Genomic DNA, 24,502 nt, shown 5'->3' on the forward strand with positions numbered 1-24,502 from the left:
CAGTTAGTGGCGGAATGGACGGGACTCGAACCCGCGACCCCCTGCGTGACAGGCAGGTATTCTAACCAACTGAACTACCACTCCACATGGTTTGGATTTACTCGTCCCCGAGCTGTTAGTGGTGGGCGTGGAGAGGTTCGAACTCCCGACATTCGCCTTGTAAGGGCGACGCTCTCCCAACTGAGCTACACGCCCACTAACAGAATGCTTTAGCTTTCGCTGTGTTTAGACTGTTTCGGTAAGCGTTTTAACCGAACCAGTTAGTGGCGGAATGGACGGGACTCGAACCCGCGACCCCCTGCGTGACAGGCAGGTATTCTAACCAACTGAACTACCACTCCACATGGTTTGGATTTACTCGTCCCCGAGCTGTTAGTGGTGGGCGTGGAGAGGTTCGAACTCCCGACATTCGCCTTGTAAGGGCGACGCTCTCCCAACTGAGCTACACGCCCACTAACAGAATGCTTTAGCTTTCGCTGTGTTTAGACTGTTTCGGTAAGCGTTTTAACCGAACCAGTTAGTGGCGGAATGGACGGGACTCGAACCCGCGACCCCCTGCGTGACAGGCAGGTATTCTAACCAACTGAACTACCACTCCACTGCTTCATTCAGGTTACGTCCCTGAACGAGGTGCGAATTTTAAATACTTTCGTAACGATGTCAAACATTTATGGTGATTTTTTTCAGTTTTTTTTATTTGGTTAAAAACCGATCTAAACAACGTTCAAAAAACATTCAACCGTCAACGCTTTATCTTTCAATAAGCTAGCTCGGGTCGACATCCTAAAAGAAATCTCGACCCGCCAAAGCTTAGGCCGAAACGTCCAACCAGCCTTCTTGATGATAGGCACTGTGCCAAAAGTGCCACTCGTGCCAAGTCGCCTTTATAAAGGCTTGGGTCATTTTTTCTTGGGTTGCTTGGTCCGCCTTAGCCGCTAACGCATCCGTTAGCGTCAGCATCGCTTCTACCGCACTTGCAAACTCTTCTCCCGAGTAGGTATCAATCCAGGCCTGATACGGGTTATTGGCGACCGATTCTTTAGCCAACAACTGCCCCACGCTGTAGTACACCAAAAAACAGGGTAAAAGTGCGCACACCGCCACCGGGAAATCATCTGTCGCGGCCGAGCTGATCAACGCGCTTACGTAATGATCGCACGCTTGGGATTTTGGCGTACGGGTAAACTCCGCCTTAGATACTCCAAATTGCTTCATGTACGTTGTATGAAGCGCAGCTTCAACCATGACAGCACCACTGGCCGACCCGGCTAACTGCCCCACGGCTGATGGGTTTGGCGCACGTGCTGCAGCCAGTGCTAGGGCTCTGGCAAACCCTTCTAAATAATGAGCGTCCTGAATGATGTACCCTTTAAAGATCTCAGTCGGCAATGTGCCTGCGCTGAGTTCACGATTAAATGGCATGGTATGGATTTGATCCCACAAATCGCCCGTCGCTGTTTTTAAGGTGTCGATAAACCGCATTGTCTCTCTCCTTAGACTTAACTTAGATGAATCCCAGATATAAAAAGAGCGGCTAAAACCGCTCTTGAGTATGTTGCTTAGTAGTCATACGCCAATGTTAGGCCCACCATCCGAGGCTCGCCGTATTGCACGTAGCGCTCATCCTGATAGCCATTGGCTGGGTTATTCCCAAAATAGAAACCACGGGTGTAATAATCCTTATCAAACAAGTTGCGCGCCCACAACGTGACAGACCACTCCCCTTGCACGTACTGTACACTGGCATTTACGGTCGCGTAGGACTTAGAGCGCGCATCGTGGTTATCCGAGAAGTAGAACGCATCCTTACCTTCTACGTTCGCGCGCAGCGTCCACGCATCGGTGAGGTACACTTCCGAGCCTACGCTGTAGGTGTAGTTAGGCGCATGCGCCACATCACGTCCTTTCATCGACTCGCCATTTGGCGCGTATCGATCAAACTCTGCGTCTAGCAGACCAACCGATGCCATCAAGCGCACATCGTAGCTGACCAACCAATCCAAGCTTGCTTCAATCCCTTGGTGCGTCGCTTTGGCCGCATTGTCGGTGTAGGAGATAAACTGTGGCCCAATTTGCACATACTCATTGACCTGAGCATCACGTCGTTGGGTATAGAACAGGGTAAGATCAGTCGTTAAACGATCATCCAACCAGCGGAACTTTGCCCCTAATTCCAAGGTTAGACTGTATTCCGTCTCGAAATCACGCTGATCCGTCGGTAACGCCGCGGTGTTGTTAACACCACCGGCTTTATAACCACGTGACAAGGAGGTAAATAGAAGATGCTCTGGCGTTACCTGATAGTTCAGGCCAAGCTTGCCGCCAAAGAGGACTTCATCGGTGTGGATCGACAACGCCGTGTTGTCATCGTACTTGGCTTTAAAGTACTCAACACGCGCACCACTCACCAAAGTCAGCTTATCGGTTAGATGCGTATCCAGTTGGCCGTACACAGAGCTGTTCTGGGTTAGGTAATCCCCACTCAGCACTGGGGGTGTACCAAACACGCCATAATCCGAGGTTTCTTTAAACGACTCATCTTGATTGATGCGGTAGATACCTACGACCCAATCTGTCGAGTGATTAAAGATACGTCCTTCAGGATTAGACACCAAGCGGATTTCGGCAGACGCGTTATCTCGGGCGCGATCAAAACGCTGAGTACCTACGTACGGATACAGCGCATCATCGAATTGCCCAGCGTAGCCCCAATCCGCGTCGTAGGAGTAGACGATATCGCTGTTTAGGTAAGTCCATTCGGTTTCAACCAAGAAGCGCTCATCAGCCTCCCACTGGCTTTTAATCGACAACGCATGGGTGTGCTGCTGATCTTGCCCGGGGTCGTCCGAAACGCTGGTACGGCTGTTATCGAGCGTAAAGGCATCATAACCGTTGTCGATGTTCAGATAGAGGTAACTGAGATCAATGGTCAGATCGTCCGAAGCCAACCACCGTAGCTTGCCACGCAACGTCGTTTCATCTTGCTCTTGAGTATTCCGGCGGTTGAGATAGTCGTTCTTCATGTACCCATCGGACTGATGAGAGAACACCGACAAACGCCCAAGCAGCTTGTCTTCCATCAGCGCGCCACCAACGGCGACACCCAGATCACGCGTGTTGTAATCCGCTAACCCCAATTGCGCATGGGCTTCCATTTGATCGGTTGGCGCTTTACTTTGCAAGTTGATCGTACCCGCCAAGCCATTAGAGCCAAACCGCGTCCCCTGCGGACCACGGAGTACCTCCACCGATTCCATATCAAACAGAGTGGCCGCCCCGCCGGTACGGCTAAAATCCACACCGTCGATGATCAAACCCACCGATGGGTTGATCGGCGCATTGAATTGACTGCGACTGCCCATACCGCGAATTTGGAAAAACTGCCCGCGCGATGCACCGGCGGATAAGTTCACGTTGGGCGCAAGCCCCAACACATCTTCAAGGTGCTCAGCGCCTCGTGCGTCCATTGTTGCCGCATCAATGTCCGTTAAGCTCACGGCCGTTTCGCTGGCTAACGTCGGTCTGAAGTCGGCGCTGACCACAATCTCATCGAGTGTGGACTCATCAACAGAATCGGCCAACGCCCACTGCGGCACCATAGGTGTCAGCACACAAGCGCTTAGGAAAGGTAAAGAGGATCGAAATGGTTTCATGGATATCCTTTCTATATCGATATAAAAAGGACAGGAGAGATCTCACCCATCGGGCATTCATATAGATGCAGGGGGGTAATACCCCAGATCCGGTACGACGTTTACTCTGCCTGTCCCTACGCCAGTATTAACTGGATCAGGTTCATTGGGTCCCTCATCACTGAGATCTCAGGCCGTAGCCACCCCAAGGCGAATTACACACGCGTGTAATGGATGCGCATTGTACGGATTCACACGCCAATCGACCAGCGAAACCCAGTGTTCATTTCGCCACGCTTTTAAGTTGCGTTAAGATGCGCACTCTCACATCGTTTACCGGTAAAGCTTTTATGGATTGCCCAATCGCCCAACAGTTGAATCGTCTTATAAACCAATGGAATGCCTTGCACACTGAGCAGCCCGCTACGGTCATTATGGACCGTGCGTTCCCCTCCCCTTGTTATCAAGGCGAAGCACCGGATGGAGAACCCATCAAATGGCAACCGGTACAACAAGATAAGGCGCATGATTTGTTCGATCGGTTAGGAAGCGCACTTGAGCTTACCGTCCACCCAAGCGTGCAGGCTTATTACAGCCAATACTGGTCCGATCCATTATTAATGGGCGCCCCAGATGGGGATTTAACCTTGCTGTTTCCTTGGAGCGAGCCAGACCTTGAGCGTTTAAGAGAGAACTTACTAGGACACGTATTTAGCCAGATGAAGCGCAAGCAGCCGGTCAGCTTCTTTTTTGCCTGCACGCTGCCGGATGACGGCATTTTATCGATTCGTAATGAGGATGGATCGGTTTGGTTGGAGTACCCCAAAAAAGGAGCGGTCAGGAAGATTGCCGATGATTTGGCAAGCTTCCTGTCGACATTAACGCCCAAACGAAACGATGATCGCTAACCCACGCAAAATGAGAGTAAACGACTGATTTGGCACATGGGTCGGCCCGACTCTTTGTGCCACTGGTTAAACGCCTGCTGTACTAACGCCACATCTCGTTTGGCGGTCGGTTTTTTATCGATCACGCCTTGGGCTTTTAAGGCGGCTACAACATCATCGGTCATCACGAAGGTATCTTTGCCCACCATGCGCAAAAAGTAAGGTCCAGAGTTGCCCCCTAGTTGCTGCCCATGCTTTTTCAGATAGGCCCAAAGCCCTGTGATGTCATCCACCGGCCACTGCGCAAGCCATTTAGCAAAGCTGCCGTGTTGTTCGGCCGTTTCGACCATGAAAAAGGCATTTGCTCGGGTGGCTTTGATTTTGCCCCAGTGACGAATAATCTGATCATTACCCATCAAGTTCTCGAGCTGCTCATCGCTCATCAACGCCACTTTGTGCGGATCAAAGCCAAAAAAGGCTTTTTCAAATGCGGGCCATTTTGCATCCACCACCGAATGCTTAAGACCGGCGCGAAAAATCCGTAAACTCATGGCCGAGAACAGATCCGCATCGCTTTGTTTGGCCAGCTCTTCACTGGTGAAACACTGTGGCAATAGGCTTTCGACAACTTCGCCTTTTTGCTCTAATGCATGCTGATATATCCACTCGAATGATTTCATCTTGTTTCCTGTAACGTAAACAATCTTTTTCTCGTAAACGCCCGATTTTTCGGGATATTCCACCTTGACGACAGTTCTTTTCAGGTATGAAAAGGCGTATGATGATTTTTTATTTCTCGCGTACGCCCTGCCTACCGATCGATTGGCAGATTTTTGGAAACAACATCATGTCCGTTATTCGCAAATCAAACAAGCTCACCAATGTCTGTTACGACATTCGCGGACCTGTCCTGCAGGAAGCTAAAAGGCTCGAAGAGGAAGGTCACAAAATCCTCAAATTGAACATCGGCAACCCAGCCCCATGGGGCTTAGATGCCCCAGAAGAGATTGTTCAAGATGTGATTCGCAATTTACCGGCCTCACAAGGCTACTGCGACTCTAAGGGCTTGTTTGCAGCGAGAAAGGCGATCATGCAGGAGTCACAACGCTGCAAGATCGCCAACGTGGGCGTTGAAGATATCTACATCGGTAACGGTGTTTCGGAACTGATCGTGATGGCGATGCAAGGCCTTCTGAACGATACCGATGAAATGCTGATCCCAGCACCCGATTACCCACTTTGGACAGCCGCGGTGAGTCTTGCCGGTGGTACACCCGTGCACTACGTGTGCGACGAGCAAGCCGACTGGGCACCCGATATCGAAGATATGCGCAGCAAGATCACCGAGCGTACCAAAGGGATTGTGGTTATTAACCCGAACAACCCAACCGGTGCGGTCTATCCAGAAGCGGTCCTTAAGCAGATTGTTGAGCTGGCCCGCGAGCACAACCTGATTTTGTTTGCCGATGAGATCTACGACAAAATCTTGTACGACGAAGCCAAGCACGTGTCACTGGCCTCGCTCACCGAAGATGTTCTGTGCTTAACCTTTAATGGGTTGTCCAAAACCTATCGTGCTGCGGGCTTTCGAGCTGGCTGGGTAATCGTCAGTGGGCCTAAACACAAAGCACGCGATTACATCGAAGGTTTGGATATGCTGAGCAACATGCGCTTGTGCGCTAACGTCCCTGCTCAACATGCCATACAAACTGCATTGGGTGGCTACCAGAGCATCAAAGAGTTGATCGTGCCTACGGGTCGCCTGTACGAGCAGCGCACCAAATCTTGGGAGATGCTTAATGAGATCCCTGGCGTCAGCTGTGTAAAACCCAAAGGGGCTTTGTATTTGTTCCCGAAATTAGACCCTGAGGTCTACCCTATCAAGAACGACGAGAAATTTGCTCTGGATCTGTTACAGCAGCAAAAAGTACTGATCGTTCAAGGTAGCGGGTTCAATATGCCAGATACCCAGCATTTTAGGATTGTGTTCCTGCCGCGTCAGGATGAGGTCGAGGATGCAATCAGCCGCATTGCGACCTTCCTAAAAACTTACGAGCAGTAAGACTTCAGAAAGAGCGGCCATGGCCGCTCTTTTTTATGAGACGCCATGCGTCACCAAAGCGTCTTCAATGCTTGATATTGTGAAAGTGCAACCACCATAAGATCAAAAAAAAGATCACAGAGAGGAAGGGATGTATGTTTATCAAAATTAAAAAGAACTGCGGAATCTACATGGAGCACAACGGCCTTGAAAAACGCCACCTTGTGCCGGTTACCTCTAACTTTTTGCTGAATTTACACCACGCGGGCGAGGTGTCCTTTTATACGATCAAAGAGACCAAAACCCGTTACGACCTTGAAGAGCACGAGTTTACCCTGCCCCCTTTTACGCGAGTCATTCACTTGCAAATGACCTACACCTACGCGCACATGAAAGAAAACATCAAAGGCAACAAAGGCCAATTAATCGAGCGCGCTTACTACAAGCTCTACTTTTTACCCGAAGAGATGGGGCAATACGCCGAACTGCGCGAAAAGATTGAAGATCACGTTTTAAACCTCTGACCTGTAAAGATTTTTTGTATCTGGACTCGCAATCACATCATTTAAACACTCTTTTGAATTTGCGGTTTTGAAAAGCTGATCTAATCTGAATTCATAACAACGCAGAACAAGGGGACAGGACATGCGGGTCCAGGATCTTTTAAACCAAACGAGTAAACTTCCCAACGTACCCGAAGTGGTACGCGAACTGATTCAAGCTCTAAACGACCCTAAAGTTGATTACGTCAAAATTGCAAAGAAAGTCAGTGCGGATCAAACGCTCTCTTTGAAAATTCTGCGCCTAGTAAACTCAGCCCACTTTGGCCTTTCACGAAAAGTCTCCTCCATCGACGAAGCCACCGTGATGCTGGGCATGGAGAAACTTAAAACTTTGGTCATTGCATCCGGTTTTGCAGGCTCCGCCCCAGAGGTTGAGGGGATGGATGTTAAAGCATTCTGGAGCGAATCTTTCCAAGTCGGTGCATTAGCTAAGTGGTTTGCAGGCCACACAAACAGTGTCGAAGAGGACATCGCCTTTACCACCGGCATCATACACAACATTGGCCGTTTGCTGTTGTACCTGGCTGAGCCAAATCGCGCCAAGGCGATCCAAACCTTAATTGAACAAACTCAATGCTCACGCAGTGACGCCGAAATGGAGCGTTTAGGGTTTACCTCACAACAAGCCGGTAAAGCGCTGCTCGATATGTGGAAATTCCCACCTGAGCTTGGCCAAGCGGTTGAAGGCTATAAAAAGCCACTCAATGCAGAGAATGGCCAAGCCTTGGCGGCCGTCATCAATCTGGCCTGTTACATCAATGCCTGCATCCGAAACAAGAAAGACCCAGAATGGGTGAAAGAACAATTCCCGCGTGACATTGCCGCTGCGGCAGGCATCAACGCCGATATTATTGATGAGCTTGATACAGCACTTGCGCTGGAATCGGGTTTAGATGGATTAAATGGATAGGAAGCGAGCTGGTAGGATGGTTTAAGCGCTCACATGAGCGCTTTTTTTTGTCTTGGCAACACGAAGGGCTCAATCGAGCGTATCAGATCTTCAACATCGGGCATCGCACGGTGTAAACGAGGCGACTGCGTGGACAGTTGTTGATACAACTCCAAATCATCCTCGTTGAGTAACTCCTCAAGCCCCAATAAACGAAACTGTGGGCGTACCATAGCCGCGTCGAATAAACGGCTGATCCAGAAGTAATCAAACTCAAACGCGTCACTGTACACCTGTTTTCCTTTTAGGCGCTGATTCAAACGCGTGGCCGCTTCTTTGGCACTGATGCCCTCTTCATAGAGCTCCGCCTGTGTCAGGCCATGAACGTTGGCCGCACTGTCGTCCCAGTCATTCCAGTTGTAACCGGTGCGAGGGTCGATCAAGAAGTCATCTTCGTCCATACCATCCAGTTGCTTCCAAGCGATCTCGATCGGGTACGAGCGAGTGCCCAAGCCACTGGCTTCGATGTCTAAGCAGATAATCTGTGATGGGTCGTGTAAACGTTTGTTCATAAAGCGTCTTTGCCAGCCTACAACGTGCTTCAAAGGAGTCATTTCCGTATGACAGCCAATCTTGCGAAAGGATCCTTCAACTAAAAGCCGCGCATTTTAGCGCTTTCTTACAAAAAATATAGCAGAGATTTGCGACATCCACTTTAAAATCACTGCCAAAGTGCACAAATAACCAAAAACCTTACTCTTTGTGGTCGCAATCTTGAAACTTAGCCCAAAAACCCTTATCTAACGGGTAACCCACACTAGGAATGTAGTCACTATGATGCGAATCGTGCTTTTTCTATTAACCAACCTTGCGGTCATCGCGGTTGCCAGTATCACCCTAAGCTTATTGGGTGTTGGTAGCCACATCACGGCCAATGGTCTGGATCTTAAAAACCTTCTGGCCTTCTGTGCCGTCTTTGGTTTTGTAGGCTCGTTCATCTCATTGTTCCTATCCAAAACAATGGCCAAGATGTCGACCCGTACGCAAATCATACAAAACCCAACCACTCCAGAAGAGAAATGGTTGGTCGAAACTGTTCAGGAGCTGGCGGACAAAGCCGGCATCGGCATGCCAGAGGTAGGTATCTTCCCAGCGCAGCAAGCCAACGCATTTGCTACCGGCTGGAATAAGAACAAAGCATTAGTAGCGGTCAGCACGGGTTTGTTGCAACGTTTCCGCCCAGAAGAAGCGCGCGCTGTTATGGCCCACGAGATTGGTCACGTGGCCAACGGTGATATGGTTACCCTCGCCTTGATCCAAGGCGTGGTAAACACCTTTGTAATGTTCTTTGCAAGGATCGTGGGCTATGCCGTCGACTCCTTCTTGCGACGCGGCGAGAATGAAGGCGGCGTTGGCATTGGCTATTACATTGCGACCTTTGTGGCCGAGATAGTCTTTGGCTTGTTAGCCTCAATTATTGTGGCGTGGTTCTCTCGTCGACGTGAATACCGTGCCGATGAAGCCGGTGCCACCTTAGCCAGCACTCAAGGTATGATCGGTGCACTGCAACGCCTGAAAGCGGAGTATGAAATCCCCGATCAACTGCCTAATCAGCTGACCGCATTCGGTATCAATGGCCACTTTAAATCCGGCTTAGCCGAGCTGATGTCCAGCCACCCACCGCTGGATGAGCGTATTGCTGCGCTGCAGGCTCGCGGCTAATCTCACTTACACAAACAAAAGCCACAGGCTACCCACCTGTGGCTTTTTTGTATCCAAATTCGGGGTTAAAACACTGCATCCGTTTCACCATCTGGTTCTCCCAGATCAGTTTCGGTGTCTGTAAGCACCCCATCCGTTTCAGTATCGGTTTCGGTCGCGGTTGACGCTTTTTTATCCTCATCCGTATTTGTATAACCAGCTCCCATTGCGACATTCCAAGACTCCAAACCTAAGGTGTAACCCAGGTTCACATCCACAAAATAGTCATCACCTAAGTAAGCCGCACCCAAATGGGGACGCCAAGATTGGCTTGGAAACACATAATCGATACCCATCTCGGCTACGCCTTGATCTTCCTCATCATCAGAAAAGACTTTAAGGCCAATGGCGGCCCCTTCACCAAAGACGTAGCTGAAACCGATGCCGACCCCGGGGTCAGCCTGTAATGGAAAACTCATCAAAGGGCATGTGATCAGTAAAGCGCCAACAGAGCGTTTAAAACAGAAAGGCATAATTCACTCCTTGAATTGTGTGTATTCAAGAAGCACAGCTTAAAAAAACAAAACGTAAGTAAAATACCCTATTCTAGGGATCATCCCTATTTGTCTTGTGACTCATCCAATACGCTAAAAGAGACAAATGCCGTCAACAGCAGCACAGCGACCACCAAAGGCGCTATGGGGATCACTAAACACATCAAACCAACACCTGCCCACAACTTAGTCACCCATCGCTTTCGCTGTTGGTATTGGCGTGTGAATTTTCGACGATAAAAATGGTGCTTATCGGGTGTGCGGTCATGCATCCACGAAGGAGTAAAGGTGTGGATTAACCAAAAGACGCCTAAATTCATAACGGCCCTCCTCTCACTCAGCATAGACGCTAAGTAACAAGAGTGCGTTTTTTGATCAATAAATTTTCAGAGTTGGGGTACCGAGCGGGTCAGCCCCCCAAAAGACGAACGATCAAAAGAAAGATCAGCTTTTAACTGGCTCTCGCATGGTAACGAACTCTTCGGCGGCCGTTGGGTGGATGCCGATGGTGCTATCAAACACCGCCTTCGTTACACCGGCTTTCAAAGCGACAGCAAAACCTTGAATGATCTCTCCTGAATCTGCACCCGCCATATGAACACCCAGTACTTTATCGGTTACTTTGTCGACCACCAGCTTCATCAAAGTGCGCTCATCTCGACCAGACAGCGTGTGTTTCATCGCTCTGAAGTTGCTGCGGTAGATCTCAACCTGATGACCTTGTTCTATCGCCTGCTGCTCCGTTAAGCCTACGGTGCCAATGTTGGGTTGGCAGAACACGGCTGTTGGAATACCGGAGTAATCAATAGACGCATCACCGTCTTTGTAGAGGTGGCGAACCAGCGCCATCCCTTCTGCCAAAGCCACAGGGGTTAACTGAACACGGTCGATCACATCACCAATGGCATAGATGGACGGCTCCGATGTTTGAAACTGATCATTCACCTTGATGGCACCGTTATCAGCGCATTCTACACTTACGTTCTCTAGACCTAAGTTGTGCGTATTGGGCACTCGCCCTGTGGCCATCAGAACGCAATCGGCTTGCTGAGTCGAACCATCAGTGAAGGTCACGGTGTAGGATTGATCATCGTTTTGATCGATCTGGCTAACCGAGAGACGATCACGGATGTTAACACCTTTCTTTTGCATCTCTTGGGCTACAAATTGACGGATATCTTCATCAAAACCTTTTAAGATACACTCACTGCGATTTACCATGGTGGTATCAACACCTAAACCTGCGAAGATACCGGCAAACTCAACGGCAATGTAACCGCCACCGACAACCACGGCTCGTTTGGGGAATGTTTCTAGGTAGAAAACCTCATTCGATGAAATTGCATGCTCTTTGCCTGGGAAGTCTGGGATAAACGGCCATCCACCCGTGGCTACGAGGATACGCTCTGTGGTGAACTGCTTACCGGCCACTTCGACGGTGTGGGCATCGACAATGCGGCCACGCCCTTCGATCAACTCGCATCCGGAATTCACCAAAAGGTTGCGGTAAATGCCATTAAGACGATTGATCTCAGCGTTTTTGTTATCCCGAAGGGTTGGCCAATCAAACGCTTGATCGCCCAAGTTCCAACCAAAGCCTTTAGCATCCTCAAAATCTTCGCCGTAATGCGCGGCATACGTAAACAGCTTTTTAGGTACGCAGCCAACATTCACACAGGTACCGCCCATGTAACGATCTTCAGTGATGGCTACCTTAACGCCTTGGGAAGCCGCCATTCGGCCAGCGCGCACGCCACCAGAGCCCGCACCGATTACAAACAGATCAAAATCATATGTTGCCACGCTAACCTCCCAAATAAAGCAAAACACGTACACTAGCCAAACATAACGACATCGACTAATGAGTTCTAGCTACTGACTGTATTGAAAAAACAAATCGGGCAGATGCGGTACACTGCTTCACCCAACTGCGATCCATGTTACCATCTTTGGCCATTCATCTTATGACAATCTGTACCGAGACACCTGATTATGTCCAATGCATCTACTACGAAAATCATCTCTTTTAACATCAATGGGATACGCGCTCGTCCACACCAAATTGAGGCGTTGATTGAGCAGTACCAACCGGACATCATCGGCCTTCAGGAAACCAAGGTACACGACGAGCAATTCCCTGTCAGCAGCATCACGGACCTTGGCTACCACGTTGAATACTTTGGCCAAAAGAGCCACTACGGTGTGTGTTTGATCACCAAAAAGCCGCTCATTTCGGTACAAAAAGGCTTCCTGACCGACACGGACGATGATCAAAAACGCATGATCATTGGCGTTTACGAAACCGACCGCGGCGAGCGCATCACGGTGCTTAACGGGTATTTCCCTCAAGGGGAGAGCATAGATCACCCCGTAAAATTCCCAGCCAAGACTAAGTTTTATGAAGACTTACAAGCGCACTTAACGGAGCATCACGTTAATACAGATCACCTTATTGTGATGGGCGACTTTAATATCTCCCCAACAGATTTGGACATCGGTATCGGCGAAGCCAATCGAAAGCGCTGGTTGAAAACCGGTAAAACCAGCTTCCAACCGATTGAGCGCGAATGGTTCGAGCGCTTATTAAGCTGGGGCCTGACGGACACGTTCCGAAAATGGCACCCAGATACCGATGATCGCTTTAGCTGGTTTGATTATCGCTCCAAAGGTTTTGACGATGAGCCCAAACGCGGTCTTCGTATCGATACCCTGCTCGCAACCCCATCCATGTTAGAAGCCTGCACAGCCGCTGGTATTGATTACGATATCCGAGGCATGGAAAAACCTTCTGACCACGCCCCGGTTTGGGCTGAATTCGACCTGTAACGGATCTGGCCGGTGCAGAGTGCCGGCCTACTTCACCAACAGAAGATCGGCATCCACTTCGTGGAACACCCGCTCTGTCGAGCTACCAATCAACAAGCGATCAACCGCCCCACGTGCGATGGACCCCATCACCACAATATCCAACTTAGCCTCTTCCTGTAGCTTTTTCAGCTCCATATAAAACTCACCTTGTTTCAGGTGCAATTGCGCATCTTGTAGGCCATTTTCATTTACAAAGTCACCGAGTTTCAGTGTGTGCTGCTCTCGAATGCGCTCTTTGAGCTGATTGAAATCCAAAGCGATGTGCTCGTTAAAAATCACCGACTGCGGCACGGTAGTGAAGGTATGGACCAAGTGCATTTCAGCCGAAAGTGGCGATTCAATCGCTTTGAGAAGGGTTACGATGCGTTGATCCAGCGCCTCGGCTTGCTCGCTTTCATGAAACGGATCAATCGCCGCGGCGACACGAGGGTGTGTGGCCCATTTATGGTCTTTAACGAGCAGAAGTGGACGATCAATCTGAGAAATCAGCTTCCATTTACCCAAGTTCAGAAGATAACTGCCAGGCTCTTGAACCGACGAGAGCATCACCAGTTGCGCATCAAATGCTTGTGCTTTTTTGACAACGGCCTCACCCAAATCCTTCGACCAATCCAAATCATACCCACAACGGATTCCGCACTCTGCGAGCGAGTAACTGATTTTCTCAAGCGAAGGTTCCTGACTTTTCAGGAACGAGGCGATCGCTTGCCCCTCTTGATCTCGGTTAAAGAGGTAGCTGTCATGCAAGGAGGAGTTAAAGACGACGTTGTACAGCTCCACCATGGCACCGGTAGCGGTGGCCAATTGAGCTACTTTTTTAAGGTATTCGGTGTTGTCGAGTTCGGGGTCAATAACAACAAGAATTTTTTCAAGATCCATGACAATTGTCCTTCTTAGATTTATCTATTCTGAGTACGATCTTGACCAATCGTTCATCTTTTCATCATGGCAAACCCTGACCGGGATCAAGCTTCAACTATAATGGTCTTACGAACGGGATAAATTGCAGGGTGTTGGGTCATTTTGTAGAATGGCGTCTACAACTTTAGGCGTATATGCGTTTTTGTTTTTGCGCAGAGGAATCACTTTGAACAGTACGACACAACAAGCGAGCATGGATGACGCTTCGGATTTAATGAAAGAGAACGCCTCCAAAGCGGCTAAGTTGATGAAAGCGATGGCCAATGAAAGCCGCTTGCTGATTCTGTGCCATCTTGATGGCAAGGAGTTATCGGTAACGGAACTCAACCAAAGACTGGACCTGAGCCAATCAGCTCTGTCTCAGCATTTGGCAATTTTGCGCAAAGATGGTCTGGTTCAAACACGTCGCGAATCCCAAACCATTTTTTACACACTAAAAGGCGATACCGCCAAGCGGATCATCAGCACATTGCATAAGATGTTCTGCCCAGACCTGTAACACCCTCTCACTGTTGAAGGCGGGAGATCTGCCAGTCTTCAACAGGCTCGTTCAGCATCATTTTCATCTCGACCACCTCTTCCTCAGCATTAAAGGTGTTTTTAAAGCCCAGTTTTGAGGCCAAGCCTTGCATGCCTTTATTGGATGGCAGAGTTGAGCCTTCGATCATTAAAGTGCCTCGACCTCGACAGTAATCGATCACCTTGTTCATCAAGATCGCCCCAAGCCCTTCGCCTTGCAGATCATCCCGAATCACAATCGAAAACTCACTTCGCACGTTATCAGCATCCGTTACCGCACGCACGACGCCTAAGGTTTCTGGCCCTTTCCCATCGAGCCTTGGAGTTGACACGATGAACGCCATTTCTCGGTCGTAATCAATCTGCGTCCATGTTGCTAATTCTTGATGGGTGGGCACTCCACGACTGTAGAAGTAGCGCATCCGAATCGACTCTGGACTTAACGTGTTATAAAACTCCAGATGCTGAGGCTCATCTTCAGCACGGATCGGGCGCACAACCGCTGGGCGTCCAGACCTTTTCAGCGTGATCGCCTCTTCTAAATCCCCAGGATAAGGCGAGATCGAAAGCTTAGCAGGCTCACCCAAAGAGGCTGCGCCATCCACGGCTAAAATGCCGAGTTTATTTAACAAGAGTGGATTGATCTCAAGGCATTTAAGCTCTGGTAGCTCCACAATCATCTCAGAGAGTTTGATGATCAGCTCGCAGAGTTGTTCCAAGTCACGCTCTGGCTGATAACTGCGCTCTTGAATGATCCGATACACTCGCGAACTTTTTACCAGCTCCATCGCCAAGGCCATGTTCATGGGCGGCAACATCACGTGCCGGTCGGATAAGGTATCCACCGTATAACCACCGGCACCAAACACAATCACAGGGCCGTAAGTGGGGTCGCGGGTAATGCCCACATTGATCTGCAAGGACTGGAAACCACGCTTCATCTGTTGGACACAAAAACCAAAGATATCCTCATCGGCAAAGCGCTCGCGCACACGGTACGCAAGTTTCGTGGTTGCGTGTCGGACTTCACTTAAGGAGTAGATATCCTGCGCCATATCATGCCAGCGCTGTCTTGCGCTGCCAGAGTCGCTAAACGGGTAAGCGTTGTCTTTATGCAGCGCCTTAATGGCGACCGAGCCGCCCATCTCACGGGCAATCTCGACCACCTGATTGATGTCACTGGCGTAAAAGCTGTTTTGCACGGGCACATCGTACTGCTCAAGCAGCGAGGACACCTCAGCATGGGTTAGGTAATCCCGACCATCATCCATGGCTTGATTGATCAAAGCGCGGGCAGCAGCATGGTTTTGTGCATTCTGAGCGGTAAAACTCGGGGGCGTTTGCCGCATGGTTTCCTGATTACGATGGTAATCCACCATGTGCATGAAGGCATCCACGGCCTCCTCCGGCGTAATGAAGGTCGCAACGTTTACGGTGTTGCAGTGATTACGCGCCCCAATGGCCGTCGCCCGCCCCATCCAGCAGGTCAGTACATTTCGTGGGGATTTACGTGCCACTTGCACTACCGCTTCGGCAGTAGCCAAACTCGGGGCGGTATACGTCGGCGCGTGAATACACAGTACCGAGTCCACTTCGGGGTCTTTAAGCAAGATAGCCAACGCACTGGCAAAACGCTCTGGGTTGGCATCGGCGTTAATATCGATCGGGTTTTGCGCCACCCACCCAAAGGGCAGTAGCTCGTGAAGCTTTTGCACCGTATCGTCGCTTAAGCGCGCCAAGTGACCACCACGTTTAAGCAAGCGTTCGGTTGCCAAAGCCGCAGGCCCCATACCGTTGCATAAAATGGCTAAACGCTCGCCACGTAAGGGTTTCATGCGCGTCAGTGTTTCAAGCGCGTGAAACAGCTCATCCGAGGTATTCACTCGCACTACACCGGCGCGCCTTAACGCCGCATCGTAGATTAAATCCTCATCGGGGATACCCGGTGCTAAAGAGACTTTCAGGCTTTCGTTCACGACGATGTCGGATTTTAATACCAGCACAAGCTTATTACGCGAAGCCGCTCGCAATGCGGATAAGAAGCGACGGGCCGAACCTGATACTCGGTCGAGCTGTAGCAAAATGGCGTGTGTGTAAGGGTCTTTCGCCACGTAATCGATCACAGCTGGCAGATCCACATCCACCCCAGCGCCGAGCGTCATAAAGTGCGAGAAGCCGATCTCCTGACCGTTAGCCCAATCGATCATCGCCGTACCAATGAGGCCCGATTGGCCGATGTACGCCACCTTCCCTTTCGAGATGTTCACGTGTGAATAGCTGGCGTTCATTTTAGAACCAGGCACCAATAACCCCATGCACTCCGGGCCCAACACCCGGATACCGTATGGCTTGGCCGCTTCCTTCACATCGTCGCTTAACGATCGAGCTTTGGGGTTTAACGTGATCGACAAACCACCGGTTAAGATCATGGCGGCCTTAACCCGGTTTGCACCCAATTTACGGATGATGTCGGCCACAGTTTCAGGGGGTGAGCAAATGATCGCTAAATCCGGCATCTCAGCAAGGTCGGATACCCCTTTGTAACACGTCACTCCAAACACCTGATCATAATCTTCCGGGTTTACAGCCGTAAGACTGCCCGGAAAACCGCTGTCCTGAAGGTTTCGTAACACAATCCCGCCCATGTTGCCCTCTTTCTCAGAGGCGCCAAACACAGCGATTGAGCGCGGTTGGAAAAAACGTTTCAGGTATTTGGTGCTCACACACAGCTCCGGTTTGATCAAGGACTTGGCTAACTATACACCATTGGTCTTAGGTTGAACCCTGAACCTTTCACGACAGAGCCTAGAATCACGCAAACGCTGTGCTAAATCAGTGTTCGCCCATCGGCATTTTTGCAGCGCATTCATGTTATCCACCCCGGGAGTTTGTTTTTTTTCAATTTACAGACTTCCAATCCACTGCTAATCCTTAATACAGCCTATTTCATTGACTCTCCTAACCCCGCTGGAGGCTTTATGACTGGAAAGCAGCTAGACGATCGTTTTTTAGATGAAAGCGACCTATACGACCTTGAAGAAACGGACGATATCGGTTTCATCAACACCCCCAAAAACAGCCGTCGAAACGTAAGAAAAAGCATTGAAGAACGTTTGGAAGCACGGCAATTACAACAATCGATACGCGATGTGTTTGAAGACGATTTTGATCTATAGCGTGCGATAGATTTGTTTGGAATTGATCATAAGAAAAATCAATTTCTCATTAAAAAAAACTTGGTTTTATATTCGCATTTGTTGGCTGCCATCGAAGAGTCGGTGGCAGGTTTTGTAAATGTGTTTATGAGAACTTTGTGAATGAGCACAAAAATCCGTGTTGAAAAGATGCCTAGCTTTGAAGACTCCGACGACTGGGAAGAGTTTGAGATTGACGATGAAGAATCAAGCAAAGGCCGCAAGCGTTTGAGTTACAACGGTAAGAAGCGTCGTTTAATTGAAGATGCGTTAGAAGAGCGTCGACTGCGTCGACAAATCGCCGATGAGTGGGATGCCCTTGAGCTGTAGTTTCCCTTTCTTTCTTGCGATTAATCATTACAATGGTAATGGTTAGTTCAGGCAGTACTGACTCAACGACCATTGGCCCAGCAAACTCTCTCCAACGAGTCTAACCAATGGTCGTTACCTCCCCCCCTCTTCTTCTCTTAGTTTTATAGCCCCTTGGCATCGCTTTTTGCTGTGGTATAGTTCGGCCGAAAATTCAGTTTTATCGGGTGTCTCATGGCCAAATCTCTTCAGGAACAGCTGTTAAAAGCCGGCGTTGCCTCCAAGCAACAGGTCAATAAAGCGAAAGCGGATAAGCGTAAAGCGCAAAAACAAAAGAAAAAGGCGCAAGAAGACGCCACCGCGAACCAAGACTCAATTGAAGCGAAACGCGAGCGAGACCGAGCACTTAATCAGAAACTGAACGAAGAGAAAGCGCAAAAAGCGCTTTTGTCCGAAGCGCTGGACCTGTTAACCAAGAACAACCAAACGTTAAACCCAGAAGCGGAAATTCGCTACAACTACGTATTTAACAAGAAAGTAAAAAGTCTGTACGTCAACCAAGAGCAGCAAAACAAGCTGGCTACCGGCCAGTGGGCGATTGTGACGCCAAAAGAAGATCAGCTGTTTGTGGTTGAGCGCCCTATTGCCGAAAAAGTCGCTATTCGCTGCCCAGAGTGGGTACACATGGTTGAAAAAGAAACCGTTGATGAAGACGACCCTTACGCGGCTTATCAAGTACCTGATGACTTGATGTGGTAACCAATAAGAACGGAGAGGGCCAATTAAATGGCCCACTCCGGTTTATCTTGTTTGTTGCGAAGGTGGTTTACCATCTCATCGAAGGTCAGCGGTTTCGAGAAGAAGTATCCCTGACCGATATCACAGTCATACACTCGTAAAAGCGCCAGTTGCGCTTCATCTTCGATACCTTCAGCCACCACTTTTAACCCCAACTTATGGGCCATCGTGATCACCGTATGGGTCAAGGTTGCATCGCTTTTGTTCTCGACCATATCCTTGACGAACACGCGGTCAATCTTAAGTGTAGAAACGGGGAAGCGCGTTAAATAACTTAACGAGCTATAGCCAGTGCCAAAATCGTCAATCGATAAAGACACACCCAGCTCCAACAACTGATTTAGAATCGGCTGTACCTCGTCCAACTGTTGGGCCAACATCGACTCGGTAATCTCAAGCTCCAATCGAGCGGGGTCAGTTTGCGTTTTTTCCAATACGGTTTTTACAGTGCCCACCACATCGGAGTGAGTCAGCTGTCGCATCGACACGTTCACCGCCATGTTCAAAGGCTCATCGGCGGTACCTTGGAAGCGCTTCAAATCTTCGCACGCTTGGTACAACGCAAACTCCCCTAACACATCAATCACGCCTATCTCTTCGGCGGCGGTAATAAACTCTTCTGGGGAGACAAAGCCTAAACGCGGGCTTTTCCATCGCATCAGTGCCTCAAACCCATACACATCCTCATTGCTGATGCGATTTTTGGTTTGATAACACATGTAGATCTCTTGGTTGGCAACTGCGTTTCGGATCTCGCTTTCAAGCTCAATCTTACGTTTATTACGCTCATCCAACTCCCGGTCAAAAAAGCTGTAACAGCAACGTCCACGATTTTTGGACTCATAAAGGGCGATATCCGCATCTTTCAGTAAGCCAATAACATCCGCACTGTCATCCGGGTAGGATGCGATGCCGACACTTACTGACACGAACAGTTTTTTGCCTTCTAGCTTCATCGGGTCAACCATGGACTCCATGATTTTCTCGGCTTGCTCAACCACCATAGCGTGATCGGTATAGCGCATGAAAATCAGGAACTCATCCCCACTCATGTGACACGCTACCGCCCGGTCTACAACGGACTTTTGCAGGCGAAGTGCCACCATCTGTAGCATCTGGTCACCTAATATGTGGCCAAACGTATCATTCACCTGTTTAAAGTTATCGACATCCATGTAGAGAACCGCGACCTTTTCCTCATGCTTGAACGCTTCGGTTAGCTGCTCTTCAAGAAGATCATGGGTACGTCGTCGGTTAGGCAGTCCGGTCAGAGCATCAAAGTTCGCCTGCTTAAAGAGACGCACCTCGGTGCGTTTTCGCTCCGAGATGTCTTGGGTAACCACTACATAGCTGTCTAACACTCCATCCTCACCAGAGATACCGCTCACCGTGAATGAGAACCACTGTTTTTGCTCCTTGGAGAAGCGCTCAGCAAACCAGCTATCGCCGTGATTCAGGGTATGCTCCACATCGTGGATATCTTTCTTGATCAGCTGAAACGGATAAAAGTCCAACAACGAGCGACCGACTTCAGCACGCCCAGCAATGCCCTGCTGATCCGTTTGGCGTTTGTTCTCATACTCCACCAACCAACTGGAGTCCGTCACAACCACGTTGCTTGGGCTCTGCTCAATGGCCTGAGACAGCTTCATAACGTTGTATTCGGCTTTATCTTTGGCACTTTCAGAACGGTTGGCTCGATTAGCCACCAACCGAACCACAAAAGCACCTAACACCATAAAGAGCAACGCCGCTAAGGCAACGTACTTAATTTGACTGATCCATTGATCCCAAAACACCGAGTGATCGATGCCACTCAAGGCATAAAGTTGATAATCCTGTAATTCCTGAGCCGTGAAGGTCAGAGACTCACCTTGCAGCTCATCCTGATCAATGCTCAGGGATTCAGCATCCCGATTTGCTTTGCTCAATGCCTCAATGTGAGCCAACAGTTCCGGTGATACCGTGCTGGTGATGAAGCTCTCCCAAAAGAGGGAGGTTTCAGGATAAGAAACATAGATCAAGCCATCGGCACCGATGATCATCGAGCGGATAGCCGGCCCCGTCTCAGAGACTTGCCAGATTCCGTCCTGTCCGACCAATCGGTAGGCAGCCACAAGAAAATGCCCAGATGCCATCGACACCCGCACAGGAACAATCGTTTCCCCAATAAACGAAGGACGAAACGGCTTACCGATGGAGCGTTCGCCATCAAAGAGTTCGGCCCAATTGATCGACTTTAACTGCCCCGTGCTGGCAATGGCCGAATAATCGGAATCCAAATACGCTAGGACGCGCATCTCTGGGGTCGCTTGCAGAATGTCGTTCAAACGTTGTTGAGTACTTGAGCTGTCATCCATTGTGACAGCCAGCGTATCCAGTAACTCGGCCTGACGAGAGATAAATCCATTAAAGGTCGAGGTCAGTGCTCGGTTGTGAGGGTCTAGGGTTGAAGAGACTTCAGCACGGACATCCTTCCAAGTGATCCAGCCAAATAAACAGAATGCGAGCAGAATAATCGTACAAAGAAAAAACGTCAGTAAACGATACCAACTTGGCCGAAACCCAGAAGCCTTGAGCATGTGTAACCTATTGTCCCTATTTTTATACAGTTGAACATCCTTGTGGGGATAATACTGTTCGAAAAAAAACGCCCGCTTAACATCCTGTTTTTTCGAACCATTAACAGTATAGTGCTTTTTTTTTTGACGAGTCATTCAAGATGCCAAGAAAATTCAAAGCGGATGCGGTTTTATTGATCGTCGCCGCCATCTGGGGCTTTGCATTTGTTGCTCAACGACTGGGGATGGATCACTTAGGTCCTTTTGGATTTAATGCATCTCGCTTCTTTATTGGTGCTCTCTCTTTACTGCCGTTATTGCTCGTTTTCAAACCCACTCAAGATCATAAACGTAGCGAGTGCCTAAAGATGGGTGGCATCGCGGGTGTCATTTTATTTATGGGCGCATCGCTACAGCAGTACGGATTGCAATACACCACCACTGCAAACGCGGGTTTTATCACCGGCTTTTACATTATTTTGGTGCCACTGATCGGCTTTTTCTTAAAGCATAGCATTACAACCAACACCTGGATTGGGGCGGTCTGCGCCGTTGCTGGCCTTTATTTACTGAGCGTCACCGAGTCTTTCCATGTAAACCCTGGGGACTTTTATCAGTTACTGGGGGCGCTTTTCTGGGCTTTACACGTAATTGTCATCGGCTACTTTGCCGCCAAAATTGATAACTTACGTTTGGCCATCACACAATTTGTGACCTGTGCCCTACTGTGTGGCGTGGTTGCTATGATCACCGAGGCCGACACCTTTATTCTGGATAATGCTTTATTAGCTTACGAAGCCATTTTGTTTGCCGGTGTGCTCTCTGTGGGTGTGGCTTACACGTTACAGATTGTGGCGCAAAAATCCGCACCGGCTTCTCATGCGGCAGTCATCATGAGTTTAGAAGCGGCGTTTGCGGCATTGGGCGGTTGGTTATTCTTGAATGAGGGCTTTACGACAAGAGCACTGATTGGCTGTGCATTGATGCTGGCGGGTATGATCATCAGCCAGCTGCCGTCGATCAAACGCAAACAACCCCAAACGGTTATTTAGGTGACCGCTTGGGGTTTGGAAGTCTAAATAGGCTGACCCAAACAACGATAATCAACAACCGTGACCGATTTCACGCTTTGATGAATGGATGGAAAGATCATCAGCTGCATACGCGCAGCGCCGCTGCCCGCTTTTAGCGGTGTGCGAATCTTTCCGGATTCTTGTGCTGGCATGGCTGTGCCTTCAGTTGTTGTGTAGATCAATTCTGATTCACACAAAATAGCGGCCGCTTCGTTTTCAGCCGGGCCATCAACGGTGATGTCGATATCCAATATACAGGTACTGATCTGTTCCAACTGCTCATCATCTTGGCATTGAATGTGAGCCGATTGAGCCTGTGCAATCACAGAGCTCTCTTCCTGACGAACCGACTCATCCGGTGCGATAAAATCACGGTGGATCCAGCCTTCTACTTTTCGACCGTCCGGGTGCAGGAAGAAAATATTGGCCCAATCGCCTTCGGCTTTAATGAATAAGATCTGCTCATTCTTTTTGACCTGAGCAATCATCGGGTTTTGTGTACCCGGTCCTGTACGAACGTTAATCGGCTCATCGATAACGATGTAATACTCTAAGGCCGCTGCCTTCATACAAAACAATAAACTGAACGTGGCAATTGCCGATGCCCAAGCTCGCATAGCATCCCCGACATAAATAGTGGTGTTAATATCGACGTCTTGTATTTATTATCTGTTCAGCTCAAATAATACCACTGATCGGATCACATGCCACTTTTTGGCTCGCTTTAGTGACAAATCCCCCCTCTTTCATGGCATTATTCGGGCTGCGACAACGTGTCGCATGTTAAAGGACTATAAAAAACGATTTAATGGATTTCCAAGGAGTAAGGATGATGAGTCAATCATCTTCAAGGAAACGTCGCTCTCGTCGACATCGCAAACGCCAACAACGCATCATTTTAGCCCTGATTGCAGCTGTTTTGCTGCTGGCGATGATCTTTATCATCCCTTGGGTTGGTAAGATGCGTCAGGTCATTAACCCAGCCCCTGATTTTGAAACGGTCAGTGGTTGTTTACTGGGAAGCGATACCTGTATCGCCAGGCATGATCATCAACTGGTGGCGTTAACGCTGGATAAAGTTCCCATGTCCGCAACACCGATGGTGTTTACCACACGGCTAGAAGGCTTTGAAGCCGAAAGCGTGGTGCTGGACTTACAGGGCAAAGAGATGTTTATGGGGATCAACCAAGTGGATATGCAGCAGGTACAACCCGGAACCTGGAGCGTACAAACCGAATTACCGGTCTGTACAACAGGCCGAATGACTTGGCATGCGACCGTGTTGATTCACGAAGCCGATCGAGATCACCCCATTAAAGCGGTTTTTGAATTCGAAGCACAGTAATAAGGTAAACAGGTTCCATGACAAAAGACGCTTTAAAGCCGCTGCAAATTCTGGTTGTACTTTCCATCGTGTTACTCGCTTTGGTGGGATGGTTTTTGTACGACGACCCTAAAGCGTCTACTCCCAAAACCAATACGCTTGAAAACCTTGGTGGGGATTTCACCCTGCAATCAGCCGATGGACCTGTCTCCTTACACGACTTTAAAGGTAAGGCCGTTGCAATCTACATCGGCTATGCTTCGTGCCCGGATGTTTGCCCAACGGCCCTTGCCATCATGCGACAAGCGTTTGTGAACTTACCAGAAGCCTACCAAGATAAGGTTCATGGCATTTTTATCAGCGTAGATCCAGAGCGCGACACACCCGAAAAGCTCAAAACCTACACCGCCTTTTTTAGCCCAAAATTTACTGGGCTAACCGGCACCAAAGAGGAGATCGACAAAGTCGTTGATCAGTACGGCGCGTTTTACCGCATGGTAAAACTTGAAAACTCCAACATGGGTTATGCCGTTGACCACTCTTCTCGCATCTATTTCATTTCGCCTGATGGCCAATTGATGACCACTCTTAGCCACACAGCCCCACCTAAGGCTGTTGAAGATGTGTTGATCAAAGCGCTTCAATAACCTTTTCAGGAGCTATCTCGT

Annotated in this window: 24 protein-coding genes, 5 tRNA genes and 1 riboswitch; of the genes, 13 read left to right on the plus strand and 16 right to left on the minus strand. The window is 49.2% G+C overall.

Annotated elements, in window-relative coordinates; all coding sequences use genetic code 11:
* Window positions 1-7: 7 nt before the first annotated feature.
* From ACXAF9_RS17645 to ACXAF9_RS17675, 7 genes are all read right to left on the minus strand, one after another.
* Window positions 8-84, minus strand: a tRNA-Asp gene (locus tag ACXAF9_RS17645).
* A 35-nt stretch (window positions 85-119) separates the two neighbouring features.
* Window positions 120-195: transfer RNA gene (locus ACXAF9_RS17650), tRNA-Val, on the minus strand.
* 69 nt (window positions 196-264) lie between these two features.
* Window positions 265-341: transfer RNA gene (locus ACXAF9_RS17655), tRNA-Asp, on the minus strand.
* Window positions 342-376: 35 nt separating this feature from the next.
* Window positions 377-452: transfer RNA gene (locus ACXAF9_RS17660), tRNA-Val, on the minus strand.
* A 69-nt stretch (window positions 453-521) separates the two neighbouring features.
* Window positions 522-598 (minus strand) — tRNA-Asp (locus tag ACXAF9_RS17665).
* Between the two features lie 212 nt (window positions 599-810).
* A complete protein-coding gene (gene tenA, locus ACXAF9_RS17670) occupies window positions 811-1,482 on the minus strand; it encodes a thiaminase II (RefSeq protein WP_475076583.1) in 672 nt (223 codons plus the stop codon).
* A gap of 77 nt (window positions 1,483-1,559) precedes the next feature.
* Window positions 1,560-3,653 (minus strand): TonB-dependent receptor, encoded by a 2,094-nt coding sequence (locus tag ACXAF9_RS17675; RefSeq protein WP_475076585.1) that lies wholly within the window; start codon window positions 3,651-3,653, stop codon window positions 1,560-1,562.
* A gap of 95 nt (window positions 3,654-3,748) precedes the next feature.
* Window positions 3,749-3,850: riboswitch (TPP riboswitch) on the minus strand.
* A 96-nt stretch (window positions 3,851-3,946) separates the two neighbouring features.
* Between ACXAF9_RS17675 and ACXAF9_RS17680 the strand changes: the two genes are divergently transcribed.
* Window positions 3,947-4,540, plus strand: a complete 594-nt coding sequence (locus ACXAF9_RS17680; protein ID WP_475076588.1) for a SecY-interacting protein Syd — start codon at window positions 3,947-3,949, stop codon at window positions 4,538-4,540.
* On the opposite strand, the gene ACXAF9_RS17685 is transcribed toward ACXAF9_RS17680, so the two are convergent.
* Window positions 4,537-5,199: a DNA-3-methyladenine glycosylase I gene (locus ACXAF9_RS17685; RefSeq protein WP_475076590.1), complete on the minus strand. Its 663-nt coding sequence runs from the start codon at window positions 5,197-5,199 to the stop codon at window positions 4,537-4,539. The genes ACXAF9_RS17680 and ACXAF9_RS17685 overlap by 4 nt on opposite strands.
* Before the next feature lie 167 nt (window positions 5,200-5,366).
* Here ACXAF9_RS17685 and ACXAF9_RS17690 point away from each other — a divergent pair, with 167 nt between their 5' ends.
* The 3 genes from ACXAF9_RS17690 to ACXAF9_RS17700 all read left to right on the plus strand — a co-directional run bounded on the left by ACXAF9_RS17690 (window position 5,367) and on the right by ACXAF9_RS17700 (window position 8,033).
* Window positions 5,367-6,581 (plus strand): pyridoxal phosphate-dependent aminotransferase, encoded by a 1,215-nt coding sequence (locus ACXAF9_RS17690; RefSeq protein WP_475076650.1) that lies wholly within the window; start codon window positions 5,367-5,369, stop codon window positions 6,579-6,581.
* Window positions 6,582-6,715: 134 nt separating this feature from the next.
* Window positions 6,716-7,084, plus strand: a complete 369-nt coding sequence (locus ACXAF9_RS17695) for a hypothetical protein (RefSeq protein ID WP_475076592.1) — start codon at window positions 6,716-6,718, stop codon at window positions 7,082-7,084.
* A gap of 121 nt (window positions 7,085-7,205) precedes the next feature.
* Window positions 7,206-8,033, plus strand: a complete 828-nt coding sequence (locus ACXAF9_RS17700; protein WP_475076595.1) for an HDOD domain-containing protein — start codon at window positions 7,206-7,208, stop codon at window positions 8,031-8,033.
* A 29-nt stretch (window positions 8,034-8,062) separates the two neighbouring features.
* Here the strand turns inward: ACXAF9_RS17700 and ACXAF9_RS17705 are convergent, their stop codons facing one another.
* A complete protein-coding gene (locus ACXAF9_RS17705; protein ID WP_475076597.1) occupies window positions 8,063-8,584 on the minus strand; it encodes a hypothetical protein in 522 nt (173 codons plus the stop codon).
* Window positions 8,585-8,846: 262 nt separating this feature from the next.
* On the opposite strand from ACXAF9_RS17705, the gene htpX reads away from it, so the two are divergent.
* Entirely contained in the window at window positions 8,847-9,734 is an 888-nt protein-coding gene (gene htpX / locus ACXAF9_RS17710; RefSeq protein WP_475076599.1) for a protease HtpX, read from the plus strand.
* 65 nt (window positions 9,735-9,799) lie between these two features.
* On the opposite strand, the gene ACXAF9_RS17715 is transcribed toward htpX, so the two are convergent.
* The 3 genes from ACXAF9_RS17715 to gorA all read right to left on the minus strand — a co-directional run bounded on the left by ACXAF9_RS17715 (window position 9,800) and on the right by gorA (window position 12,070).
* A complete protein-coding gene (locus tag ACXAF9_RS17715) occupies window positions 9,800-10,246 on the minus strand; it encodes a hypothetical protein (RefSeq protein ID WP_475076601.1) in 447 nt (148 codons plus the stop codon).
* 86 nt (window positions 10,247-10,332) lie between these two features.
* Complete coding sequence (locus ACXAF9_RS17720; RefSeq protein ID WP_475076603.1) at window positions 10,333-10,587, minus strand: hypothetical protein; 255 nt, start codon at window positions 10,585-10,587, stop codon at window positions 10,333-10,335.
* Window positions 10,588-10,711: 124 nt separating this feature from the next.
* Window positions 10,712-12,070: a glutathione-disulfide reductase gene (gene gorA, locus ACXAF9_RS17725; protein WP_475076604.1), complete on the minus strand. Its 1,359-nt coding sequence runs from the start codon at window positions 12,068-12,070 to the stop codon at window positions 10,712-10,714.
* A 189-nt stretch (window positions 12,071-12,259) separates the two neighbouring features.
* Between gorA and xthA the strand changes: the two genes are divergently transcribed.
* On the plus strand, window positions 12,260-13,093 hold the full coding sequence (gene xthA, locus ACXAF9_RS17730; protein ID WP_475076606.1) for an exodeoxyribonuclease III: 834 nt from the start codon (window positions 12,260-12,262) through the stop codon (window positions 13,091-13,093).
* Between the two features lie 27 nt (window positions 13,094-13,120).
* Here the strand turns inward: xthA and ACXAF9_RS17735 are convergent, their stop codons facing one another.
* Window positions 13,121-14,014, minus strand: a complete 894-nt coding sequence (locus ACXAF9_RS17735) for a universal stress protein (protein ID WP_475076608.1) — start codon at window positions 14,012-14,014, stop codon at window positions 13,121-13,123.
* A gap of 256 nt (window positions 14,015-14,270) precedes the next feature.
* Here ACXAF9_RS17735 and ACXAF9_RS17740 point away from each other — a divergent pair, with 256 nt between their 5' ends.
* On the plus strand, window positions 14,271-14,555 hold the full coding sequence (locus ACXAF9_RS17740) for an ArsR/SmtB family transcription factor (RefSeq protein ID WP_475076652.1): 285 nt from the start codon (window positions 14,271-14,273) through the stop codon (window positions 14,553-14,555).
* 7 nt (window positions 14,556-14,562) lie between these two features.
* Here the strand turns inward: ACXAF9_RS17740 and ACXAF9_RS17745 are convergent, their stop codons facing one another.
* A complete protein-coding gene (locus ACXAF9_RS17745) occupies window positions 14,563-17,298 on the minus strand; it encodes a bifunctional acetate--CoA ligase family protein/GNAT family N-acetyltransferase (protein ID WP_475076609.1) in 2,736 nt (911 codons plus the stop codon).
* A gap of 255 nt (window positions 17,299-17,553) precedes the next feature.
* Between ACXAF9_RS17745 and ACXAF9_RS17750 the strand changes: the two genes are divergently transcribed.
* The 3 genes from ACXAF9_RS17750 (at window position 17,554) to ACXAF9_RS17760 (ending at window position 18,837) form a co-directional block, all read left to right on the plus strand.
* A complete protein-coding gene (locus ACXAF9_RS17750) occupies window positions 17,554-17,751 on the plus strand; it encodes a PA3496 family putative envelope integrity protein (RefSeq protein WP_475076611.1) in 198 nt (65 codons plus the stop codon).
* A 141-nt stretch (window positions 17,752-17,892) separates the two neighbouring features.
* Window positions 17,893-18,099, plus strand: coding sequence for a PA3496 family putative envelope integrity protein (locus tag ACXAF9_RS17755; RefSeq protein WP_475076614.1), 207 nt, complete (start codon window positions 17,893-17,895; stop codon window positions 18,097-18,099).
* A 213-nt stretch (window positions 18,100-18,312) separates the two neighbouring features.
* Window positions 18,313-18,837: a DUF2058 domain-containing protein gene (locus ACXAF9_RS17760; RefSeq protein ID WP_475076616.1), complete on the plus strand. Its 525-nt coding sequence runs from the start codon at window positions 18,313-18,315 to the stop codon at window positions 18,835-18,837.
* Between the two features lie 23 nt (window positions 18,838-18,860).
* On the opposite strand, the gene ACXAF9_RS17765 is transcribed toward ACXAF9_RS17760, so the two are convergent.
* Window positions 18,861-21,458, minus strand: coding sequence for a putative bifunctional diguanylate cyclase/phosphodiesterase (locus ACXAF9_RS17765; RefSeq protein WP_475076618.1), 2,598 nt, complete (start codon window positions 21,456-21,458; stop codon window positions 18,861-18,863).
* 140 nt (window positions 21,459-21,598) lie between these two features.
* Here ACXAF9_RS17765 and ACXAF9_RS17770 point away from each other — a divergent pair, with 140 nt between their 5' ends.
* Window positions 21,599-22,489: a DMT family transporter gene (locus ACXAF9_RS17770; protein WP_475076620.1), complete on the plus strand. Its 891-nt coding sequence runs from the start codon at window positions 21,599-21,601 to the stop codon at window positions 22,487-22,489.
* A 23-nt stretch (window positions 22,490-22,512) separates the two neighbouring features.
* On the opposite strand, the gene ACXAF9_RS17775 is transcribed toward ACXAF9_RS17770, so the two are convergent.
* The gene (locus tag ACXAF9_RS17775; protein WP_475076623.1) at window positions 22,513-23,127 is read right to left on the minus strand and encodes an SH3 domain-containing protein; all 615 of its coding nucleotides are present in this window, start codon (window positions 23,125-23,127) and stop codon (window positions 22,513-22,515) included.
* Window positions 23,128-23,339: 212 nt separating this feature from the next.
* Between ACXAF9_RS17775 and ACXAF9_RS17780 the strand changes: the two genes are divergently transcribed.
* Window positions 23,340-23,855 carry a hypothetical protein gene (locus ACXAF9_RS17780; RefSeq protein ID WP_475076625.1) on the plus strand — a complete coding sequence of 172 codons (516 nt, stop codon included), beginning with the start codon at window positions 23,340-23,342 and terminating at the stop codon, window positions 23,853-23,855.
* A 17-nt stretch (window positions 23,856-23,872) separates the two neighbouring features.
* A complete protein-coding gene (locus ACXAF9_RS17785) occupies window positions 23,873-24,481 on the plus strand; it encodes an SCO family protein (protein WP_475076627.1) in 609 nt (202 codons plus the stop codon).
* The last annotated feature ends 21 nt before the right edge of the window (window positions 24,482-24,502 follow it).

This window comes from Neptunomonas sp. ABH4_499, assembly GCF_056160565.1.